Source organism: Burkholderia sp. AU39826 (assembly GCF_020419965.1).
Classification (GTDB): domain Bacteria; phylum Pseudomonadota; class Gammaproteobacteria; order Burkholderiales; family Burkholderiaceae; genus Burkholderia; species Burkholderia semiarida.
On sequence record NZ_JAIZQG010000002.1, the window covers coordinates 524687 to 541258 of the forward strand.

General features: G+C 63.8%; 23 protein-coding genes. All 23 read right to left on the minus strand.

Features of this window, described 5'->3' with window-relative positions; translation table 11 throughout:
• Positions 1-26 precede the first annotated feature (26 nt).
• The 23 genes from LGM42_RS07240 to LGM42_RS07350 all read right to left on the minus strand — a co-directional run bounded on the left by LGM42_RS07240 (position 27) and on the right by LGM42_RS07350 (position 16553).
• Positions 27-815, minus strand: coding sequence for a DNA adenine methylase (locus LGM42_RS07240; RefSeq protein ID WP_226231877.1), 789 nt, complete (start codon positions 813-815; stop codon positions 27-29).
• 156 nt (positions 816-971) lie between these two features.
• On the minus strand, positions 972-1613 hold the full coding sequence (locus tag LGM42_RS07245; RefSeq protein ID WP_226231878.1) for a hypothetical protein: 642 nt from the start codon (positions 1611-1613) through the stop codon (positions 972-974).
• 2 nt (positions 1614-1615) lie between these two features.
• Positions 1616-2182 carry a glycoside hydrolase family 108 protein gene (locus LGM42_RS07250; protein ID WP_226231879.1) on the minus strand — a complete coding sequence of 189 codons (567 nt, stop codon included), beginning with the start codon at positions 2180-2182 and terminating at the stop codon, positions 1616-1618.
• On the minus strand, positions 2179-2583 hold the full coding sequence (locus LGM42_RS07255) for a hypothetical protein (protein ID WP_226231880.1): 405 nt from the start codon (positions 2581-2583) through the stop codon (positions 2179-2181). Before LGM42_RS07255 ends, LGM42_RS07250 begins: the two co-directional genes overlap by 4 nt.
• 119 nt (positions 2584-2702) lie before the next feature.
• Entirely contained in the window at positions 2703-3755 is a 1053-nt protein-coding gene (locus tag LGM42_RS07260) for a phage late control D family protein (protein ID WP_226231881.1), read from the minus strand.
• A gap of 10 nt (positions 3756-3765) precedes the next feature.
• The gene (locus tag LGM42_RS07265) at positions 3766-3972 is read right to left on the minus strand and encodes a tail protein X (protein WP_226231882.1); all 207 of its coding nucleotides are present in this window, start codon (positions 3970-3972) and stop codon (positions 3766-3768) included.
• Entirely contained in the window at positions 3947-4828 is an 882-nt protein-coding gene (locus LGM42_RS07270) for a phage tail protein (RefSeq protein ID WP_226231883.1), read from the minus strand. Before LGM42_RS07270 ends, LGM42_RS07265 begins: the two co-directional genes overlap by 26 nt.
• Positions 4829-4838: 10 nt before the next feature.
• The gene (locus tag LGM42_RS07275; protein WP_226231884.1) at positions 4839-7253 is read right to left on the minus strand and encodes a phage tail tape measure protein; all 2415 of its coding nucleotides are present in this window, start codon (positions 7251-7253) and stop codon (positions 4839-4841) included.
• 55 nt (positions 7254-7308) lie between these two features.
• Positions 7309-7638 (minus strand): phage tail assembly protein, encoded by a 330-nt coding sequence (locus LGM42_RS07280; RefSeq protein ID WP_226231885.1) that lies wholly within the window; start codon positions 7636-7638, stop codon positions 7309-7311.
• A gap of 93 nt (positions 7639-7731) precedes the next feature.
• Complete coding sequence (locus tag LGM42_RS07285) at positions 7732-8235, minus strand: phage major tail tube protein (protein WP_089468114.1); 504 nt, start codon at positions 8233-8235, stop codon at positions 7732-7734.
• Positions 8236-8245: 10 nt separating this feature from the next.
• On the minus strand, positions 8246-9415 hold the full coding sequence (locus LGM42_RS07290; protein WP_226231886.1) for a phage tail sheath family protein: 1170 nt from the start codon (positions 9413-9415) through the stop codon (positions 8246-8248).
• A gap of 76 nt (positions 9416-9491) precedes the next feature.
• Positions 9492-9944, minus strand: coding sequence for a phage tail assembly chaperone (locus LGM42_RS07295; RefSeq protein WP_226231887.1), 453 nt, complete (start codon positions 9942-9944; stop codon positions 9492-9494).
• A 1-nt stretch (position 9945) separates the two neighbouring features.
• Positions 9946-11064, minus strand: a complete 1119-nt coding sequence (locus LGM42_RS07300; RefSeq protein ID WP_226231888.1) for a hypothetical protein — start codon at positions 11062-11064, stop codon at positions 9946-9948.
• The gene (locus LGM42_RS07305; protein WP_089468117.1) at positions 11061-11630 is read right to left on the minus strand and encodes a phage tail protein I; all 570 of its coding nucleotides are present in this window, start codon (positions 11628-11630) and stop codon (positions 11061-11063) included. Before LGM42_RS07305 ends, LGM42_RS07300 begins: the two co-directional genes overlap by 4 nt.
• Positions 11620-12513, minus strand: coding sequence for a baseplate J/gp47 family protein (locus tag LGM42_RS07310; protein WP_226231889.1), 894 nt, complete (start codon positions 12511-12513; stop codon positions 11620-11622). Before LGM42_RS07310 ends, LGM42_RS07305 begins: the two co-directional genes overlap by 11 nt.
• Positions 12510-12854: a GPW/gp25 family protein gene (locus LGM42_RS07315; protein ID WP_226231890.1), complete on the minus strand. Its 345-nt coding sequence runs from the start codon at positions 12852-12854 to the stop codon at positions 12510-12512. The genes LGM42_RS07310 and LGM42_RS07315 overlap by 4 nt, the downstream gene beginning before the upstream one ends.
• The gene (locus LGM42_RS07320; RefSeq protein ID WP_226231891.1) at positions 12851-13057 is read right to left on the minus strand and encodes a hypothetical protein; all 207 of its coding nucleotides are present in this window, start codon (positions 13055-13057) and stop codon (positions 12851-12853) included. Before LGM42_RS07320 ends, LGM42_RS07315 begins: the two co-directional genes overlap by 4 nt.
• A 63-nt stretch (positions 13058-13120) precedes the next feature.
• A complete protein-coding gene (locus LGM42_RS07325; RefSeq protein ID WP_226231892.1) occupies positions 13121-13801 on the minus strand; it encodes a phage baseplate assembly protein V in 681 nt (226 codons plus the stop codon).
• A complete protein-coding gene (locus tag LGM42_RS07330) occupies positions 13798-14322 on the minus strand; it encodes a hypothetical protein (RefSeq protein ID WP_226231893.1) in 525 nt (174 codons plus the stop codon). Before LGM42_RS07330 ends, LGM42_RS07325 begins: the two co-directional genes overlap by 4 nt.
• Positions 14315-14842 carry a phage tail protein gene (locus LGM42_RS07335; RefSeq protein ID WP_226231894.1) on the minus strand — a complete coding sequence of 176 codons (528 nt, stop codon included), beginning with the start codon at positions 14840-14842 and terminating at the stop codon, positions 14315-14317. Before LGM42_RS07335 ends, LGM42_RS07330 begins: the two co-directional genes overlap by 8 nt.
• 5 nt (positions 14843-14847) lie before the next feature.
• Positions 14848-15138, minus strand: a complete 291-nt coding sequence (locus LGM42_RS07340) for a hypothetical protein (protein WP_226231895.1) — start codon at positions 15136-15138, stop codon at positions 14848-14850.
• A 1-nt stretch (position 15139) separates the two neighbouring features.
• Positions 15140-16135: a major capsid protein gene (locus tag LGM42_RS07345; RefSeq protein ID WP_226231896.1), complete on the minus strand. Its 996-nt coding sequence runs from the start codon at positions 16133-16135 to the stop codon at positions 15140-15142.
• A gap of 73 nt (positions 16136-16208) precedes the next feature.
• The gene (locus tag LGM42_RS07350; RefSeq protein WP_226231897.1) at positions 16209-16553 is read right to left on the minus strand and encodes a head decoration protein; all 345 of its coding nucleotides are present in this window, start codon (positions 16551-16553) and stop codon (positions 16209-16211) included.
• Between the last annotated feature and the right edge of the window lie 19 nt (positions 16554-16572).

Genomic DNA, 16572 nt, shown 5'->3' on the forward strand with positions numbered 1-16572 from the left:
CAGCCCGTACGGTCAGCATGGATTGGTCAGAAAAGTCCCACAGGGTGTGTCGCGTCGTCCCAACTGAAGATGATCAGCTCGTTGCGCTCGACGCCCTTGCCACCTCCTACCGTATACTGGATTGGTACAGTCTCGATGTGAAATCCGTCGAACACGCGCCGAATGTCGGGATGGTCGTTGAGGCTCACGATCGCGCGCCCTTTGAGCGACCGCAGGCGCTGCGCCATCTTCTCGTACTCGCCAAATGGAAACGCAACGCCATACCCTTCCGTCTCGTAATACGGGGGGTCCAAGTAGAACAGCGTATGCGGGCGGTCGTATCGATCAATGCATGCAGCCCAATCCAGCCGCTCGATATACGCGTTCGCGAGCCGCAAGTGAGCCGCTGACAGATCTTCCTCAAGCCGCAGCAGGTTCAGGCCCGGCGGATGTTCGGTTCGCGTTCCGAAGGTCTGCCCCTCTAACTTCCCGCCAAAGCAACTTTTCTGCAGGTAGTAGAACCGCGCAGCACGCTGAATATCGGTGAGCGTTTCCGGGACCGTTTGTTTGAGCCATTCGAATACCTGCCGGCTCGTCAACGCCCACTTGAACTGACGCACGAACTCCTCCAGGTGATGCTGTACGACGCGATACAGGTTGATCAGCTCACCGTTCACGTCGTTGATGACCTCGACCTTGGCCGGCGGCCGCAGAAAGTACAACGCCGCCCCGCCCGCGAACACTTCGACATAGCAGTCGTGCGCCGGGAAACGCGGGATCAGGTGATCTGCCAAACGGCGCTTGCCGCCGATCCAAGGAATGATGGGATTTGCCATTGTGAAAGCCGTTTCTGAACTTGGTGTAGAATCCGGCCCGCCTACCGGTAGGTAGCAGGGCCTTGGCTGATTCACTGGCGTAGACAGTGGAAAGGCGACCGGGCGAATGCTCCAACATTCTCCCGGTCGCCCTGTTTCTTCAGTGCATCGCAGCCGTCACGGCGTCCGATGCTCGATCGGAACCGACGCGATCACCTTCGGATCGACCGCCCCGCCCGTCACCGTGATGTCCGGCGACACGGCGAACTGCGTGATGCGGTCCGCCTGCTTGTCCGCTCGCGACGACGAGCCGAAGAAGTACTCCTTCGAGCCGATCACCATCGTGATCAGCACGCCAAGCAGCGTGTCGAGCGTGCTCTTCACGACGTCGGGCATCTTGATCTCGCCGATGGCCAGATAGAACTCCAGCCCGATCACGACGAACAACGCCACCGTGTACATGTAGGCGAGGTTCCGCGCCGTGTGGTCGTGCTCGGCCGCAGCGTATTGGCGAGCGCTCGCGCGATCGTCGGCCGCGACCTTGTCGGCCTGCACCTGAATGCCCGCCATGCTTTCCGCGTGCTCGAAACCGGCCTGCCGCATCTTCAGCTCGAACTCCGCGTCGGCCTGCCTCAACGCAAGCAGTTGCTCGGGCGTCACCGACTGACCGGCCAGCGCTGCCTTCACGGCGTCCACCGAACCGTCACCGAAGCCAAGCTTGTCCGCGATCGTCGACGCGGCCATCGCCGCGATACCCGGCACACCGCCGGTCAGCGCCGTGACCAGCCACGGCGCAACAGTCTTCAGAATGTCGAGCATCGTCACACCCCCAGTGCGCGGTTGAGTTGCCAGCCGTACTCGAACTTCTCGTTCTCCGGCCGGCGCTCGGCCGCCTCGATGTAAAACACCGACTGCTGCGCGGCGATCATGCCGTACAGGACGCGATGCCCGTCCGCCCCGCGTTGCTGCAGGAACGCCTTCAGCGCAGTGATCGTCATCGGGCCGATGCCGCCGTCGACCGAGATATCCGGGAACGTCTTTTCGTTCTGGTTCAGCACGTTCAGCGCCCGCTGCATGAACTTGATGCCCGTCGGCGGCCCCGTGTTCACGCCGATGTCGAACAGCTTTTCCGCGAGCGTCGACGAGATCGCGTCGACCTGGTCGAACTTCGGACGCCGCCAGTACCGCGACTCGTAGATCGCGACGGCCGTCGAGCGCGGCATGTCCTTCATCGGCCCCGTGTATCCGTACGCGCGCGCTTCGGCGGCCGTCACACCCCACATGGTTCCTTCGAGCTTCCCGAGATACCAATTGCCGCGATCGTTCGGATCGTCCGAGAACCCGCCTTCGCGCCCGATCAGCGCGTCAATCTTCGCCGTTACGTTCATTGCTTCCCTCCCCGGCTCACCGCCTGTTCCAGTAAATCGATGCGCTGCTGCTGCAGACGATTGAGCGCATCGCCCTCGTTGATGTGCGTGAAGACCCAGACGATCGAACCGACCAGAAACGTCTGCACCACACCGAGACACACACCGAGCACCCACATCGCGCCCGTCGCCTTGTTCTTCATCGCGTCGACCTTGCGATCGACGTCGGCGATCTCGTCGGCCAGCTCGCCGCGAGCACGCTCTTCCGCCCGCGACCGACTCCACAGCAGTCCGATGTCCTCTCGCGTCGTCTCCGCTCGCACTGCCATCTCCGCGAGCCGCCGGTCGAGATCCGCGAACGGCTGCACCGATCGCTTGATGTCCTCGACGCTCGCCGCGACGGCGCGCATCTGCTGCGTCAACGTCGCGATCTGGACGGCCAGCCCCTCCTGCTTTTCATCACCCATCAAACCCCCGCTGAAAATAAAAAAGCCGCCCGGGTTGCCCCGAGGCGGCTGCCAGAAATTGATACGCTCGCGTGTTACTTCGGCGGCGATGGTACGACCAGGTCGACTTTCTTCGTCGGCTTCTTGCGATGGCCGACCTTCGCCTTCCCCTTGTTGCCGGCGTTCAGCTCCACCGACGTCTCCCACCCGTTACCGGCATAGGTGTGTCGGACGGAATCGACCAGAAAATCGCCGTCTGCCTCCTGCTTAAAGCCGGAAAGCTTCACGGTCTTCTCGGCCGATATGTCCGTGCGCCCCTTCATGCGCAGCACGCTGCGCGCGGTGTGCCGGTTCAGCTTCTCCAGACGCGACTTCGCGCCCGCCTTGGCCGCCTCCGGACTGGCGAACGCGTGGCGCTCGGTATGTACAGCGGCGGCTCCCGGCGGTGCGTCCGGATTCGGGATCGTCAGGTCGACCTTCCTCCCCGTTTTCTTGTCGTGTACCTTCGTCCGTACGGCAACGAAGCTGGCACGATCAGGAAACGAGATCTCGTAGTCCGTCAGATCGGCCGGCGTCAACGTGACCGCTGGCAGCGGCTTGCCGCTCGCGCTCTTGCCGCCGCCGATCGGCCCGACGATCAGCTTGCCTGCCTTCACCGTCGCCGTTGCGCCGTACTGCCGCGCGATACGCGTGATGAAATGCAGGTCGCTTTCGCCAAACTGATCCGCACGCGGAATCGCTGCGTCGACCGAGCACGCGGCGACCCATTTATTGCGCCGTGCGACGTCGCCGACGATGTCGGCCAGCTTCACGTTCGTCCAGCTACCGTTGCGCTGCGTCTTCGACGTCGCGCGCATGTTGGCCGGTCGGCCGCGGATGATGATCGTCGCCGGCGGACCGCGCAGCACGATCTCGTCGACGGCATACTCGCCGAGCATCGACAGCCCCTGCCCTTCCCATCCGAGCGAGATCTTCAACGTCGCGCCCTTCGGTGGGAATCGGACCTTGCCATCCCGGTCGTCCAGCTCGAGCTCGCATTCGTCCGCTTCGAGGCCCGGCTTGTCGGTTGTCTGAATCCGCAGCACGCGGTCCTGAATCACGCGCGTGATGTCGTCGCCGTTCGCGACGACCTGAAAAATTGCCTGCATCGTCCCTCCCTCACGACCAGAGCTGAATCGGTTCGTCGCGCGGCGTGTCGAGATCCGGCATCGCGATCAAGACACCGGACCGAAATGGCTGCGGCTCGCGCGCGAGGCCGGGATTGGCTTCGTACACGGCCTCGACGGTGCCCTTCAACGTCCCGTAATGGGCGTAGCAAAGCGAGTCCAGGATGTCCCCGTCAGAGGTTCGCAAAATCTTCGCCATAGCGGCCAAACTCCAGACTGTAGGTTTGCTTGCGCGGCGCACCGTCCGACATCAGCGCCTCCTGCTCTTCGTCGACGCTGTGCAGATACCAGCGTCCGAGCACGTCGCCCGTGCCGGCCGTCAGTTGCACCGGCTTCAACTTCGCGCCGATCGCGCGCAACGTTTCCAACTGGCGGAAACCGGCACCGAGCGACGGAAACACGACACCCGACAGCGTGATCGTGTCGCCGCCCTGACTCACCGGCTGCTGCGCCTCTTCGCGATTCAAGCGCTCCTGCGAAGCGATCTTGAAGCGCGTCGAACGCCGCAGCTTGTCGTACGCCGCCGTTGACAGCCCGAAGTGAAACGCGTCCCCGTCATCCGTTGATAGCGTCAGCAGATGAGGGGTGGAAGACGTCGCGCTGTCGAACAGGCCGGAGAGAACCGAACTCAGGCCCGTCGTCTGCGCGAACGACTTCAGCGCCCCCATCGTCTGCTCGCCGACCAATGCGGTGAACTGCGTTTTCGCATCGCCCAACGCGCCCATGACGGATTGCGCGGCTGACTGGATCAACGGGTGATTGACGCCCCCGATCATCTTCAGCACGCCGCTGACGGCCGCACCGGTTGCCGAGAAACTGCGCATCACCGTGCCGATCTGCGGACTCAGGTCACCGGCGACCGACAGCAGGCTCGTTGCCCCACGCAGCAGGTCAGCGGCCGACGTAAGGTTTCCCGTCGCCAACTTCGTCAGCACGTCGACCGTGTTCTGACTCGCGCTCCGGTTCCGATCGAACACGCGCACCACGTGCCGAACACGTTCGGACGCGATGCTCGCCTGCGTTGCCGCCTGCGTCACACTCGAAATGAAGTCCATCCACTCCCCCTTACAGATGCGGCGCGTCGAACATGGCCGACCGGTTGCTCTTGTCCATTGACTCGGTCATCGTTCGCTGAATCAGCGGATTGATGCGCGCGAGCAGCTTGTCCGCGATCTCCGCATCCGTGCCGCCCTCGACCTTGATGTGGAACACCGGGGCAAACGAGTTTTGCTGCTCGACCTTGAACGGTCGCGACTGCGGCGAGTCCGGCCCTGCCGCCACCTTCGCGGCCGCCTTCGCCGCGTCGCTGTCGCCATCCTTCGAACCCGTCGCCCACCGCGCGATCGCCCCAAGTAACTTTCCACCGGCGAACGTACCGATCGCACCGCCGAGAACGCCACCGACCGCGACGCCAATCGGCCCGCCGAGCGCCCCAATACCGGCCCCGAGCTTCGCCCCGACCATGCCCCCTGCGAGCGAACCACCGATGCTCGCGTACCCTTCCGCCTTGCGCACGGACGGCTGATCGCTACGTGCGACGGCATACGCATCCTTGGCTGCGAATGCGATTTTCAGGACACTGCCGGCGACGGCCAGTTTCCCCGCGTAAGGCGCGAACCGGCCGGCTACGGTCCGAAACGCACCGATGACACGACCGAGACGACCGCGCGGAACGCGGCCACCGCCAGAGCCGCCGCCGGCCAGATCGCCGAGCAAGTCACCAGCGGCCCCTGCAACGCCACCAAGACCGCCGCCCGGCAAATTGACGACGAACACGCGCTGCACGCCCCCTGCAGCGCCGCTCAAAGCGTCGAGCGCCTTCCCGAGCCGCCCGCCGGCAGCACCTCCACCGGCCGCCCCACCGCCACCACGTCGCGCCATCCAACCGCCGCGCAGGATGTCGAGCACACCGCGCCCCATGTTCCACGCGGCACGTGCACCACGAAAGGCAATCGCCGTGCCGATGACACCCACGACCGCCGCCGTCGCACCAGGTGCGGCGTCCGACGCGTGCTGCACCGTTTCGCCCGCCCGCTTCGCGACCTTGCCGGCCAGATCCGTCACCGGCCGCAGCGCGTCGCCGATGCTGCGCATCGCGTCGTCCCACTGCTGGACGACCTCGCTCCAGATCTGCTTCGACGTTGCGCGACGATCGGCGAGATCTTTGTCGATCTCGCCGTTCGCGTCCGCCGCATTGCGCTTCAGCTTCTGATACAGATCGGCGTTCTGCATGTAGGCCGTCAGCGCCGCTTTCACCTGCATGTCGTTGAACAGGTCGCCGGTCTTCATCGTGTCCTCGAAGGCCCGCATCTGCGCCTGACGCTTGGCGGGATCCAGCTCGCTGTTGAGCTGCTTCGCCACCGCTGCGAGCTGCGCCGCCTTCTTCGGATCGACACGCTCGATGTACGCCCGAGCGAGAACGAACGACGCCTCCAGCGTCGACCAGCCCTTGCCGATCGCCTCTTTCATCTTCGCCTCGTAGTCGACGCCGGCCTTCTTGTAGTTGCGCTCGGTCTCGCCAGAACCGATCTTCGAGAACCAGTTTTTCAGGTTGTTCGCCGCCTCGTCGGCGTTGCCGGCGGTCTTCATCTGAACCTGCAGCATCGCGCCGAGCTGCGTCACGGAATCCTGCCCCGTGATGCCGATTTTCTTCATTTCGGCGAGCAGCACCGGGAACCACCGGGCCATGTCGACGGACTCGAACGAGCCCTCCTTGCCGAGATACGCGATAGCCTCCAGCGCCTTCATCATCGCCTTGGGGTCGGTGATGTTGGCGTTCTGCTGCAGCGCCTGGATCATCTGCGCGGTCTCGACGCTCGACGCTCCCTGACCCACCGAGAATTTCGCCACGGCCGGGCCGAAGTTCAACGCCCGGTCGACGTCCATCCCGGCCGCAACCATCTGGTTGACGGCGTCGGCCAGCTCGTTGCGCCCCATGCCGTTCGACAATGCGTCACGGCGGATGCGCTCGGACATCGCACGCTCCTGCTCGGTGCGAGCGATGCCGGCCTTGATGGCGATATCCCGGATGATTGCCTGATACTGCGCGGAGACAGCGGTCGGTACGGCGACGGCCGCACCAAGCTTCACCGCGTCACCCGTCGCGCTACGCATGCCCTCTCGACCGGCGGCCAGACGCTCGTGCCCCGCCGCCTTCAGCTCAAGCCCGCGCACCGTCCGGCCGAGCCGCGCGTATGCGCGATCGAGCCGGTCGACCTCGAAGCCCGCGTCACGCAGCGCTCGCACATTGTTGTCCAGCTTGCGCCGGATCCCGTCAGCCGCGCTGTCGCCGGCAAGATGCAGACGGCGGAACTCCTCCTGCAGCTTGATCGTCTCGCCGATCTGCCGCTGCCACATGCCGCGCTCGCTCGCAGTCTTGCGCAGCCCGACGATCTTCGAATTCGTATCGGCAAACGCCTTACCGAGCGTTGCCGACACCGCACCGCCGATGACGATGCCAAGTGCAATATCGCGTGCCATGTCAGTCCTCGCTCAATCCGTCAGCCACCACAGCAATTCGTCGATCGTCATGTCGTCAACCGACTGCGGCTGCGCTCCGTACTCCTTCATCATCCGCCGGGCCAGTGCCTTCACCGTCCCGATTGGAAGCCGGACGAACGGATCGAAAGGATTCGTACGCACGCTGCATGGCGTCGTAGTCGACCATGTCCATTGCTTCGATATCGTCGGGAGCGACTTCGGCCAGCGTCGCGAACAGCACGATTTCGCGCAGCTCGTCGTCGCCCTGCGCCTGCTTGCTCGCGGTACGCATGTCGCGCACCTTCGGGCGGCGCATCACCAGCTCGTTGCGCACGACGCCGTCGAACGAGACGGGATACTTCAGCGTGATCTTCACGGTTTCCATTCAGCACCTCAGAAATGACAAGGGGCGGTCAACGGACCGCCCCTCGGGTTATCGAAAAGTTACTGTGACCGGCTCATTGGCCAGCCGCAGCGCTTACATGCCGAGCGCCTTGCGCACGTCGGCGAGCTGGTCAACGCCGTCGATGATGCGGATCATGTTGAGCACGTCGATCTCGCAAATCACTGCCCCGTCGATCTCGGCCTTGTAGTACGACAGCTCGGCCGTGTATTTCAGCTCCGACGTCGAGCCCGGCTTCCAACTGCCGGGATCGTATTCGGACAGCATGCCGCGCATGATGAGCGCGACCGACTTCACCTTGCCGCGCGTGTCGCGAAACGCACCGCGAAACGTCGCGTTGAATGCGTTGTTGTCGGCCAGTCCGAAGAACTTCAGCACGTCGCGCTCGACGCTGCCCATGGTGAACGCCGCCTGCAGCCCCTCCATACCTTGGTCGACCTTGACCGGCGCGTCCATGCCGCCCGCGCGATAGTCCTCCGTCTTGATCTTCAGCTTCGGAGGACTCACTTCGGGCGAGCGGCCGGCAAAGCCGCGCCCATCGACGTACAGCGCCATGTTGTTGAGAGTTTCCGGGACCATGCGTCACCTCTTACGATTGCGTGTCGAGAACTTCCGTCAGCCACTCGTTCGTGACTTCGAAACGGAAGATCGGGTTTTCTGCGGGCGGGACGTCCGTGAAGCGGATGTTCCAGTACACCTTGCCCTGTTCGAGCTGCGACGCCGAATTGAGCTTCGGATCCGGGTACACCTCGAAGTTGATCACCGCGCCCTGCGCGCGCAGATCGCGCATGAACGCCCGCAGCCCTTCGGTAACGTCCTTCACATACGTCCCCGTGATCCCGCGATCGACCGCCCACTTGTGACCGGCCTGCACGGCATCCATCACGATATCGAGCGTACGCACACGGGTCACGAACGACCACTTCGGATCGGCCGACAGCGTGCGGTTGCCCCACAGGCGGTAACCACCTTCGCGAATGATCGTCGTGATGAACGAGTTGTTCAGCAGGTTCGCACGGCACGTCTCGTCGCCGTCGAGGAATTCGATCGGCCGCTTCGTGCCGCTGATCCCGACGATCTCCTTGTTCGACGGCGACGCCCAGAAGCCGATCGCCGCATCCGTCTGGCAGAACAGACCGGCAGCGTACGCGGATGCCGGTGCGTCGACGTCCGCGTTCTTCGCCGTGTCCCAATACCGCACGCCGGGATCGACGAGATACAGCCGCTTGCTGCCGAAGTTCTTCGCGTATTGGATCGCGTCCTCATCGGTCTTGTTCGGCCCGTCGAGGATCGCGATTGCGCGCAGCTTCGCGGCCAGCTCGTCGGCCGCCGTCGCGACCGGCTGCTTCGCCGTATGCCCCGGCGCGAGCAGAAGCCGCGGCTTCAGGTCGAACAGCGATTTACCGTCGAGCAGCGCCTGCATGCCGGTGCGTACACCACCGGCCGACACGCCACCGATGATCGCGGATGTCAGCTCGGCGTCGGTCTGATCGACCGGGACGCCGACCGCCACCATGACCGTCTTGCTCTGCTTGTAGATGCCCTGAATCGCGCGCGTGATCGCGCTCGTCTCGCCGAATGCAGCGGCGGCGTCGTATTCGCTGGTGATGCGCACCGGCACGTGCGGTGCGACGAGGTCCGGACCCGGCGTGTAGGTGTCGGCGATGCCGACGACCGACGTCGACGGCACAGCGATCGTGCGCGGGCCAACGTCGACCAGCACGGTCGTCACGCCGTGATAGAAAGAAGTAGCAGCCATTCAGATCTCCGAGAAAGCTACAAATAAAAAGGCCGCTCAATGAGCGGCCACACATACGGACGAGTCGAGATTGGCGCTACACCGTTGCAGCCGGCTGCGCCCCTGCAAACGGTGGTGGCGACGGTAGCTCTGCATTCGGCCAGCCGGGAAGGTCGCTGGCTTCCCGCAGCGATTGCCGATAGCGGAGCAGCGTCGCGAACTGGTCGGCCGTCAAAGTCGTCCCGTCACCCAACAGTTGCTCGTCCTGATGTCGGGAAACGAGCCAGTCCGTCGCCTTCAGCGCGAAGTCCCGCTGCGCACGTTTCGCATTGGCGAGTTCCGCTCGCGTTGGTGGCGGCGGATCGACAGCGACAGGCGAACCGTCTTTGACGGCAAGGCGCTTTCCGGTCGCTTGGGCACGCATGAGACCGTCCAGTTGCTCTGAGGTGATCTCGATGACTGCGACTCCATCAGGAGCGGGACTGTCCACCGTGTCGTAAAAAGCGATAATCGTGCCGTCCGCACCGTATGCTGCGAGTTTGCGTCCCATGTCACTTTCCCCAACAAAGAATTCGGCCGGCAATACCAGCGGAAATACCGGGCCCATTCGTGCCGCCAATGTTGCGCACGCGAGCGAAGGCGGTTGATAGCGTCGACGCGCCCATATCGAACGACCAGACGGTCGTCGTGTTCGCTCCCCAGCCACCCGGACTCGCCTCATTCGCCATTCCACCGAGAACAACGTTAGGAAACGAGATCGGAAGCGTGAGGTTCATGTTTCCGTTCACGTCGCTGGAGCCGATGACCCATTGAAAAAACAGCCCGGTCGGCAGTTTCTGAAAACCGCTTGTCGTGAGCGAATTGGCGAATGTTTGTCCGACGCGCTGCGTATATGACCCGAACGCCTGCCAGTACGTACCGCTCCATACCAGCACGACAAACTCGCCTGCCATGACAAAGATCGAAGAGGCAAGGCCGGCTGTGGTATCGATAATCGCGTTCGCCTTTTTTGTGCTGATCGTCAATCCGGTCTGAGCACCTCGCTGAAACGTAATCGCAGCACCCGGCGGCAAACCCGTTTCGCTCGGCAACGTGACAGTCTGGTTCGCGGCGCCGTTGAAGTAGTGGAACCCACCGATGTCGTCATTGGTCAGGACCGTGTTCGTGGCGCTGATACCTGCGCCCGTACCGCTGCTCAGATTGAAGTTCCCCAACGCACGCTGCACGAATTCGGTCGGCGCAAACCGCAAGCTGTTGTCGAACAGCGGCGGCGTCGGCCCCTTCGGCGTACCAGTGAACAGGGGCGAATCGAGCGCCGCTTTGAGAGCGAGCTGATTCGTGATCGTCGTCGCGAAATTCGGGTCGTTGCCGAGTGCCTTCGCGAGTTCACTGAGCGTATCGAGTGTTTCCGGGGACTGTGCCACCAACGCGGCCAACTTTTCCGCCAGATCAGCATGCGTCGCATACTGCGGATGCGGATCGACCGCCGCAACGTGCGCGTCAAAGTCACTTTGCCGCGCCTCAACCGCCTTTTTCAGGTAGCGCGTCCGGTTCGCGAGCTGCTTCGCTTGCAGGTTGTCGATTCCCTCAGGTCCACCGACGACGGGATCCGATGTTTCGAGTTGGTAGACCCCATCCTCCCACCGCTCAATCTCAACCAAATTGGTCATGTTGTAATACTCCCTCTCGTGTATTGCCCGTCCCGCCGCGCAACGCCGTTGTGTCGGATCGGCACGGCCGCATAATCGAGCGCAGCAAGCTGGCTGCGTGCTGGTGCGTAACGCTCAATTGCCCGCCACAGCTTGTCACCTTGATCGCGTGTAATTGGCACTCCGAGCTTCACGATGTACTCGGCCCACGCGCTTGGCTTCCCGTGCAGTTGCTCGCCATTACGGACAATCGAGCCATCGCGCCGTCGACCGCTGCGCCCCTCGATGATCGTTACCTCGCCGAAACCGAGCCGCCGGATCACCTCCCGCACCGCCCACGGCGTTCCCTTCTTCCGGTGCAGTGCCATCGAGCCCTTCACCAGCGCTCGCCGCGCGTCTTCGGATTCGGCCAGTTCCCACCCATCGACGGCGAGCGCCCACGCAAGCCACGGCAACCACGCTGTCGGACAACGATCCGCGTCCCACAACGTGCGCAAGATCTCGGGATCGACGCTCGGGCGCAGCACGCGCGCGAGCGCCGCCTCCAGCGGCGTCTGATTGGACGGCAGCAGTGGTTCACGCGTCATCGGCCTTGACCTCCAGATTGATGCTCGTACAGTGCGCAAATTCGCGCGGGCCGCACAAGACGTCGGCGACCGGCGAGTGCAATTCGATACGCGTCACGCCACTGTCCGGCGCGTGGAGTGCCCCTTCAATCGCGGATCGCGGCATGCCTGCACGAAGCCGGCGTGACTTCGCCACCACACCGTCGAGCACCTTACGTCGCGCGTCGAGCACGATGTTTGGATCTGGCCCGCTGCCGACATAGATCAACCCATCAATCGCATACTCGATCTTGATCGCCGGCTCGACCAGAACCGTGTCATTGAGCGGGCGCACCGTCTCCGGCGTAACCTTCGCGCGCACCAGATCGAGCAACGCCTCATCGGGTACACCGTCTCCACGTGCAGACATGATCGTGAGCCGCACCGTGCCTGCCACCGGCCGGTCGACAGCGACGTCGAGGACATCGGCCGACGCGTCCATTGCAAACGCGCGGTATGCCGCGAATGGCCCGGCGACCGTCGCGCGCTCCATCGACATCTGCGTGCGCAACTTCAGCCGGTCATCCGATTCCATGCGCCGCTCGACTGGCGGACTCGCCTCCGGATCGCCGGGCTCGACGACTGCGCGCTCCGTATCCAGCAGCACGGCTAGATGCTCCAGATCAGCGCCCGTCGAGAAAGCGAGCATGCCCGCGCGGGCTGCGTCGTTGAGACGCGCTGCCGCGCGGATCTCGTCATACGCTGCCAGCTCAATCAGCTTGACGACTGGATCCGACTTCAGCGCCGCCGTCCAATCGGGATAGATCGATTTGAAGTACTCCAGCTTCATCTGGAATGCCGCCTCGAAGTCGAGCACCTCGACAAGATCAGGCGGGTCCAGAGACGCGAGATCGATAATCGTCATGTTGGCACCTCGATTTCGACGGCCGTACCGTCGTACTCGCCACGAATCGCGAACGTTGGTTTGCCGTCGATGACCGACAGCACCTTGACCTGAGCAAGCTTGATGCGCGGTTCCCACCGGCCGATCGCCCGTGCGGCCTCAGCCTGTGCCGCCGAAATCCATCCGCGCGTGACCGGTAGGTCGACCATCAACGGAATGTCCGACCCGTACTCAGGCAGTTCCCGGCGAGTGCCCTTGCGCGTGCTGAGGATGTCGCCGAGACTCTGTTTCAGGTGCGCGACGCCACTGATCGGCGCACCGGTCCATCGGTCCATGCCGACGAGCGCACCCGACTGGCTCATCGGCGCTCCTCAAGCCGCTTGAAGTCCGGGTGCGCGTCGAGGTATTCGATCTGTGCGGCGGTCTTTGCGGTCGCTTCACCGGAAAAGACGTGCAGCACATCGCCGTTCGGGAACACAATCACGCGGCTACGGAACCGCGTATCGAGGAACGTCGCAACGGACGGAGCGGCCGGAGTAGCTGCCTGCAGAGTATCTTTTGCCATGATGAATCCCTCAAAAACGAAACCCCGCCGAAGCGGGGCAAAGCAACTTTGCGAATGTGCGTGTTACAACGGCGGCGACACGGGTGCACCGTCACCCTGTTCCATGTGCGAGTGCCCGAGGAACGATTTACCGCCGATTTCGACGTCGTCCGTGTAACGCGCCCCGCCCTCCACCTGGACGGCAGGGCCGCCGTCACCGCCGCCCTTGCCCTGCATCCCGCCGTTGAACGTCAACAGCTTCTCCGTCGTCGTGTTGCCCGTGAACGTCGAGTCGGGAATGTCGCCGAGCAATTTCTCCGTGCGCAACGTCACGCCGTCCGCGCGTAGCTCCAACTCCGTAGCGCCGATGCGGAACACGATCCGCCCGCCTGCCGGAACGTCGACGCGGTATTCGTGCTTCTCGTGGTCATAGACCTCCGACGCACCGTCCGGGTAATCCCATGCGGTCTCGTTCGGATTGGACCGCGCCGACCCACCGTGCTGATCCGAGTAGTAGCCCGGAGCTGCGTACGCGCCAGCCAGATCGCCGGACGGCGCGAACATCGACGCCTGCTCGCCAACAGACGGCGGACGCCAAAAGCGCACCACGCCCGCTGCCGCCGTCTTCCACGGCATCCAGTCGCTGACCCAATCGCCGATTCGCACACGGCACTGTGGCGGCTGATACGAGACATTCTCGACAGTTCCGTGCTGCACCATGCAGGCCATGCGGCGATCGATCTCGCCCAGCTCGTAATCGCTCATGATTCGCCACCTCCCGCACCGGGATCCCAGTACTGCCCTTCACTATCGGGGCCAGTGTCGGGGTCGACGCCCCATAAGATCGAGCACCCGTCCGGAATCGGGTCCAACTCGATCCCGAGTCCGAATTCATGCGTCCATTCGACGAGCCAGACGCAGTACGTATCGAACTGCGGCCGGAACGGATCCTCCGCAACCTGCACGACCTTACCCGGCGTGATCGGCAGCTCCCACGTGTTCCCGTGCACGACCATGGCGACACGCGCCGCGACCTCGCGCACGGCCAGCTCCGCATCATCGTCGATTGGATCGAACACAACGCGGGCCTGCATGCGTGCAATCAGCGCCACGTCGCCGGTCCCGTCGTCGTGACCGGGTTCGAACTCGTTCAGCTCGATCGCGATCAACGGCGTGTCGATCTTCTGGCCGAGCCGCGGATATGCCTCGATTCGCTTCATCGCGGGCAGCTTCGCGCGCATGCCGCGCTCGATTGCCTCATGTAGCGCTTTCAGATTCTCAAGCACGACGCATCACCTTCTGCAGTTCGTAATTCACTTCCTGACGGAGAATCACCATCAGCCGCGCCTCGCATGCCTTTGCCGCCCGCCGAAACGCCGGGTCGCCCGATTGCTGCCACGCCACTGTCACCATCCGGTACGGCATCCGCTCCTTGCCGACGCGCTCGTAAATCGGCCCGTCCGGCTTGCGATTCGTCTGTCGCCACGCGCCCTCGAACGACTGGCGGCCGACTCGCATCCCCTTGCGCGTCTTCGTCGCATTGCCAAGGCGATGCGCCTCGATCGGATTCAGGCCGAGCCACACCTTGCCGGTATCAGCCGAGCGAAGAAAGAAGTAGAGGCGGCGACGGATCGCCTTCTGCGGGATCTTCGTCGCGGCCCCGACCTCCTTCGCCGTCTGGCTCTTGATCCACCCCGCCGTCTTACGCAACATCCGTCGCCACGCTGCCTGCATCGCGGACGGCGACAACCCTTGCAGCACCGCCGTCGCCTCTTTGATGTCGATTTCGATCTTCAGATCGTCCATATCGCCTACTGGAGAATGAGGACTGTCCAGCCGGTACCGTCCGGATGCGCTTCGAGCACGCGGTAACGCTCCCCGCTCGCGATCAGGATGCTTCCCTGCCGGACCCCAACAGCATCGCGATCACGCACATGGAACACCGGCGCAACCAGTTGCGTACGCTGGCTACCGAGATCCGGGCCGAGCCAAGGCGACGCGAACATACCCTCGACGGGCCGGCCGTCGATCGTGATGTCCGCATCGCCCAGGTCGCGCAGCACCGCAGCGTCGACGTCCGAGATCAGATCCCGGAATGCCATGTCACGCCTTCAGCTTGACCAGCGCCTTCGGGCGCGTGCACAGGTGGATCGGGTTCGACTGCGCCTCGATCTCGACGCCCTTGCCGAAGGGCATCAGTTCCTGCTTCGCGTAGTACGGAATCCCGGTCGTGTTCACCGCCTCGACGTAGTCGGCCGGCGCGAAACGCGTGATGAACAGATCGGACACGCCCTCCGGCACCGCATGCGCTTCGTCGTCGGCGACGTACCCGACATCGCCGACGCGACCGCGATAACGCTCGAACGTGCAGCCGCCGAAGTCGAACGCGTCGCGCGCATCGCCACGCAGCTGCGCGGCCATCACGGAGGCGAGATACGTTTCCTTCACCGACTTCGCGACGATCAGCTTGTTCCAGAACTCGCGCCCGCAGAGCACGCGCACGCCCGTGTACGTCATCGCGCCGAGCGCATCTTCGATCGCGTCCTGCACCTCGACGCATTTCTGGCGAATCTCTGTGGTCGCAGTCGACAGCTCGAACGCAATAACCGTCTGCTCGATGCCGAAGTACTTCAGCAGGTCGATCAGCACCGTCTTGCCGTCCGCGTCGAGCACCGCGCCCTTGATTGCGCCGATGCGGTGGAATTCGTGCGTCGCGTCGAGCTGGCGGCGCATCTTCGCGAGTCGGCGATTCACGACGGTCTGGAGTGCCTCCAGCTCCGTTTCCGAACCGAACGCACGCAGGTTCGCGATTTCGTCGGCCATGATCACCGCACGCTGCGGCAGATGCACCGTGTTGAACGGGATCATGCTGCGCTTGCTGCCCGCGACAACAGCGGCCGGTGCACCGCGCTGGCCAGACGCGACGAGCGACAGCGTGTCGCCGTCGCGCTCGATCTGGATCGTCGTCGTGGTGATGCCGTCCTCTTCGAACAGCCCGAGCGTGCCGATCCGGCCCGGCACATACGGCTGCTCGTTGATCGCAGCACTCAGGGACGACAGCGAAAACGCGTCGTCTTGAAACAGGGCGATATCCGCCATACAACCTCCGACATGAAAATGGATACAAAAAAGGCCACGCGGACGGCGTGGCCTTCAATGGGGTGTGATGCGATCAGCGGACGATCACGTGTCGCTCGGCGAGATCCCCGCGACCGGCCGCATCGAGCCCCGTGAGCAGCCCGCCAATCACTTCGGCGAGCCGGACGATCCCCGTTGCCGGACGCGACGTTTCGGACGCCGCCAGCGGCGCGTAGAGGACGGCTGCAGCGACTTCGGAACCGTCGTTCGCGGCGTTGTCGTACGGCGCGTACTCGCCGGTGCTGGTCACGCCGAGCACCTGCCCGGCCGGTAGCGCCGGACCTGCCTTCACGACGATCCGCTCGCGCGAGATCTGGCCGTTGCCCTCCGACACGAGAAATTCGGCCGGCAGCACGCCTTGTTGTTTCACGTTCGACATGTGTTTCCCCTCCTCGGGT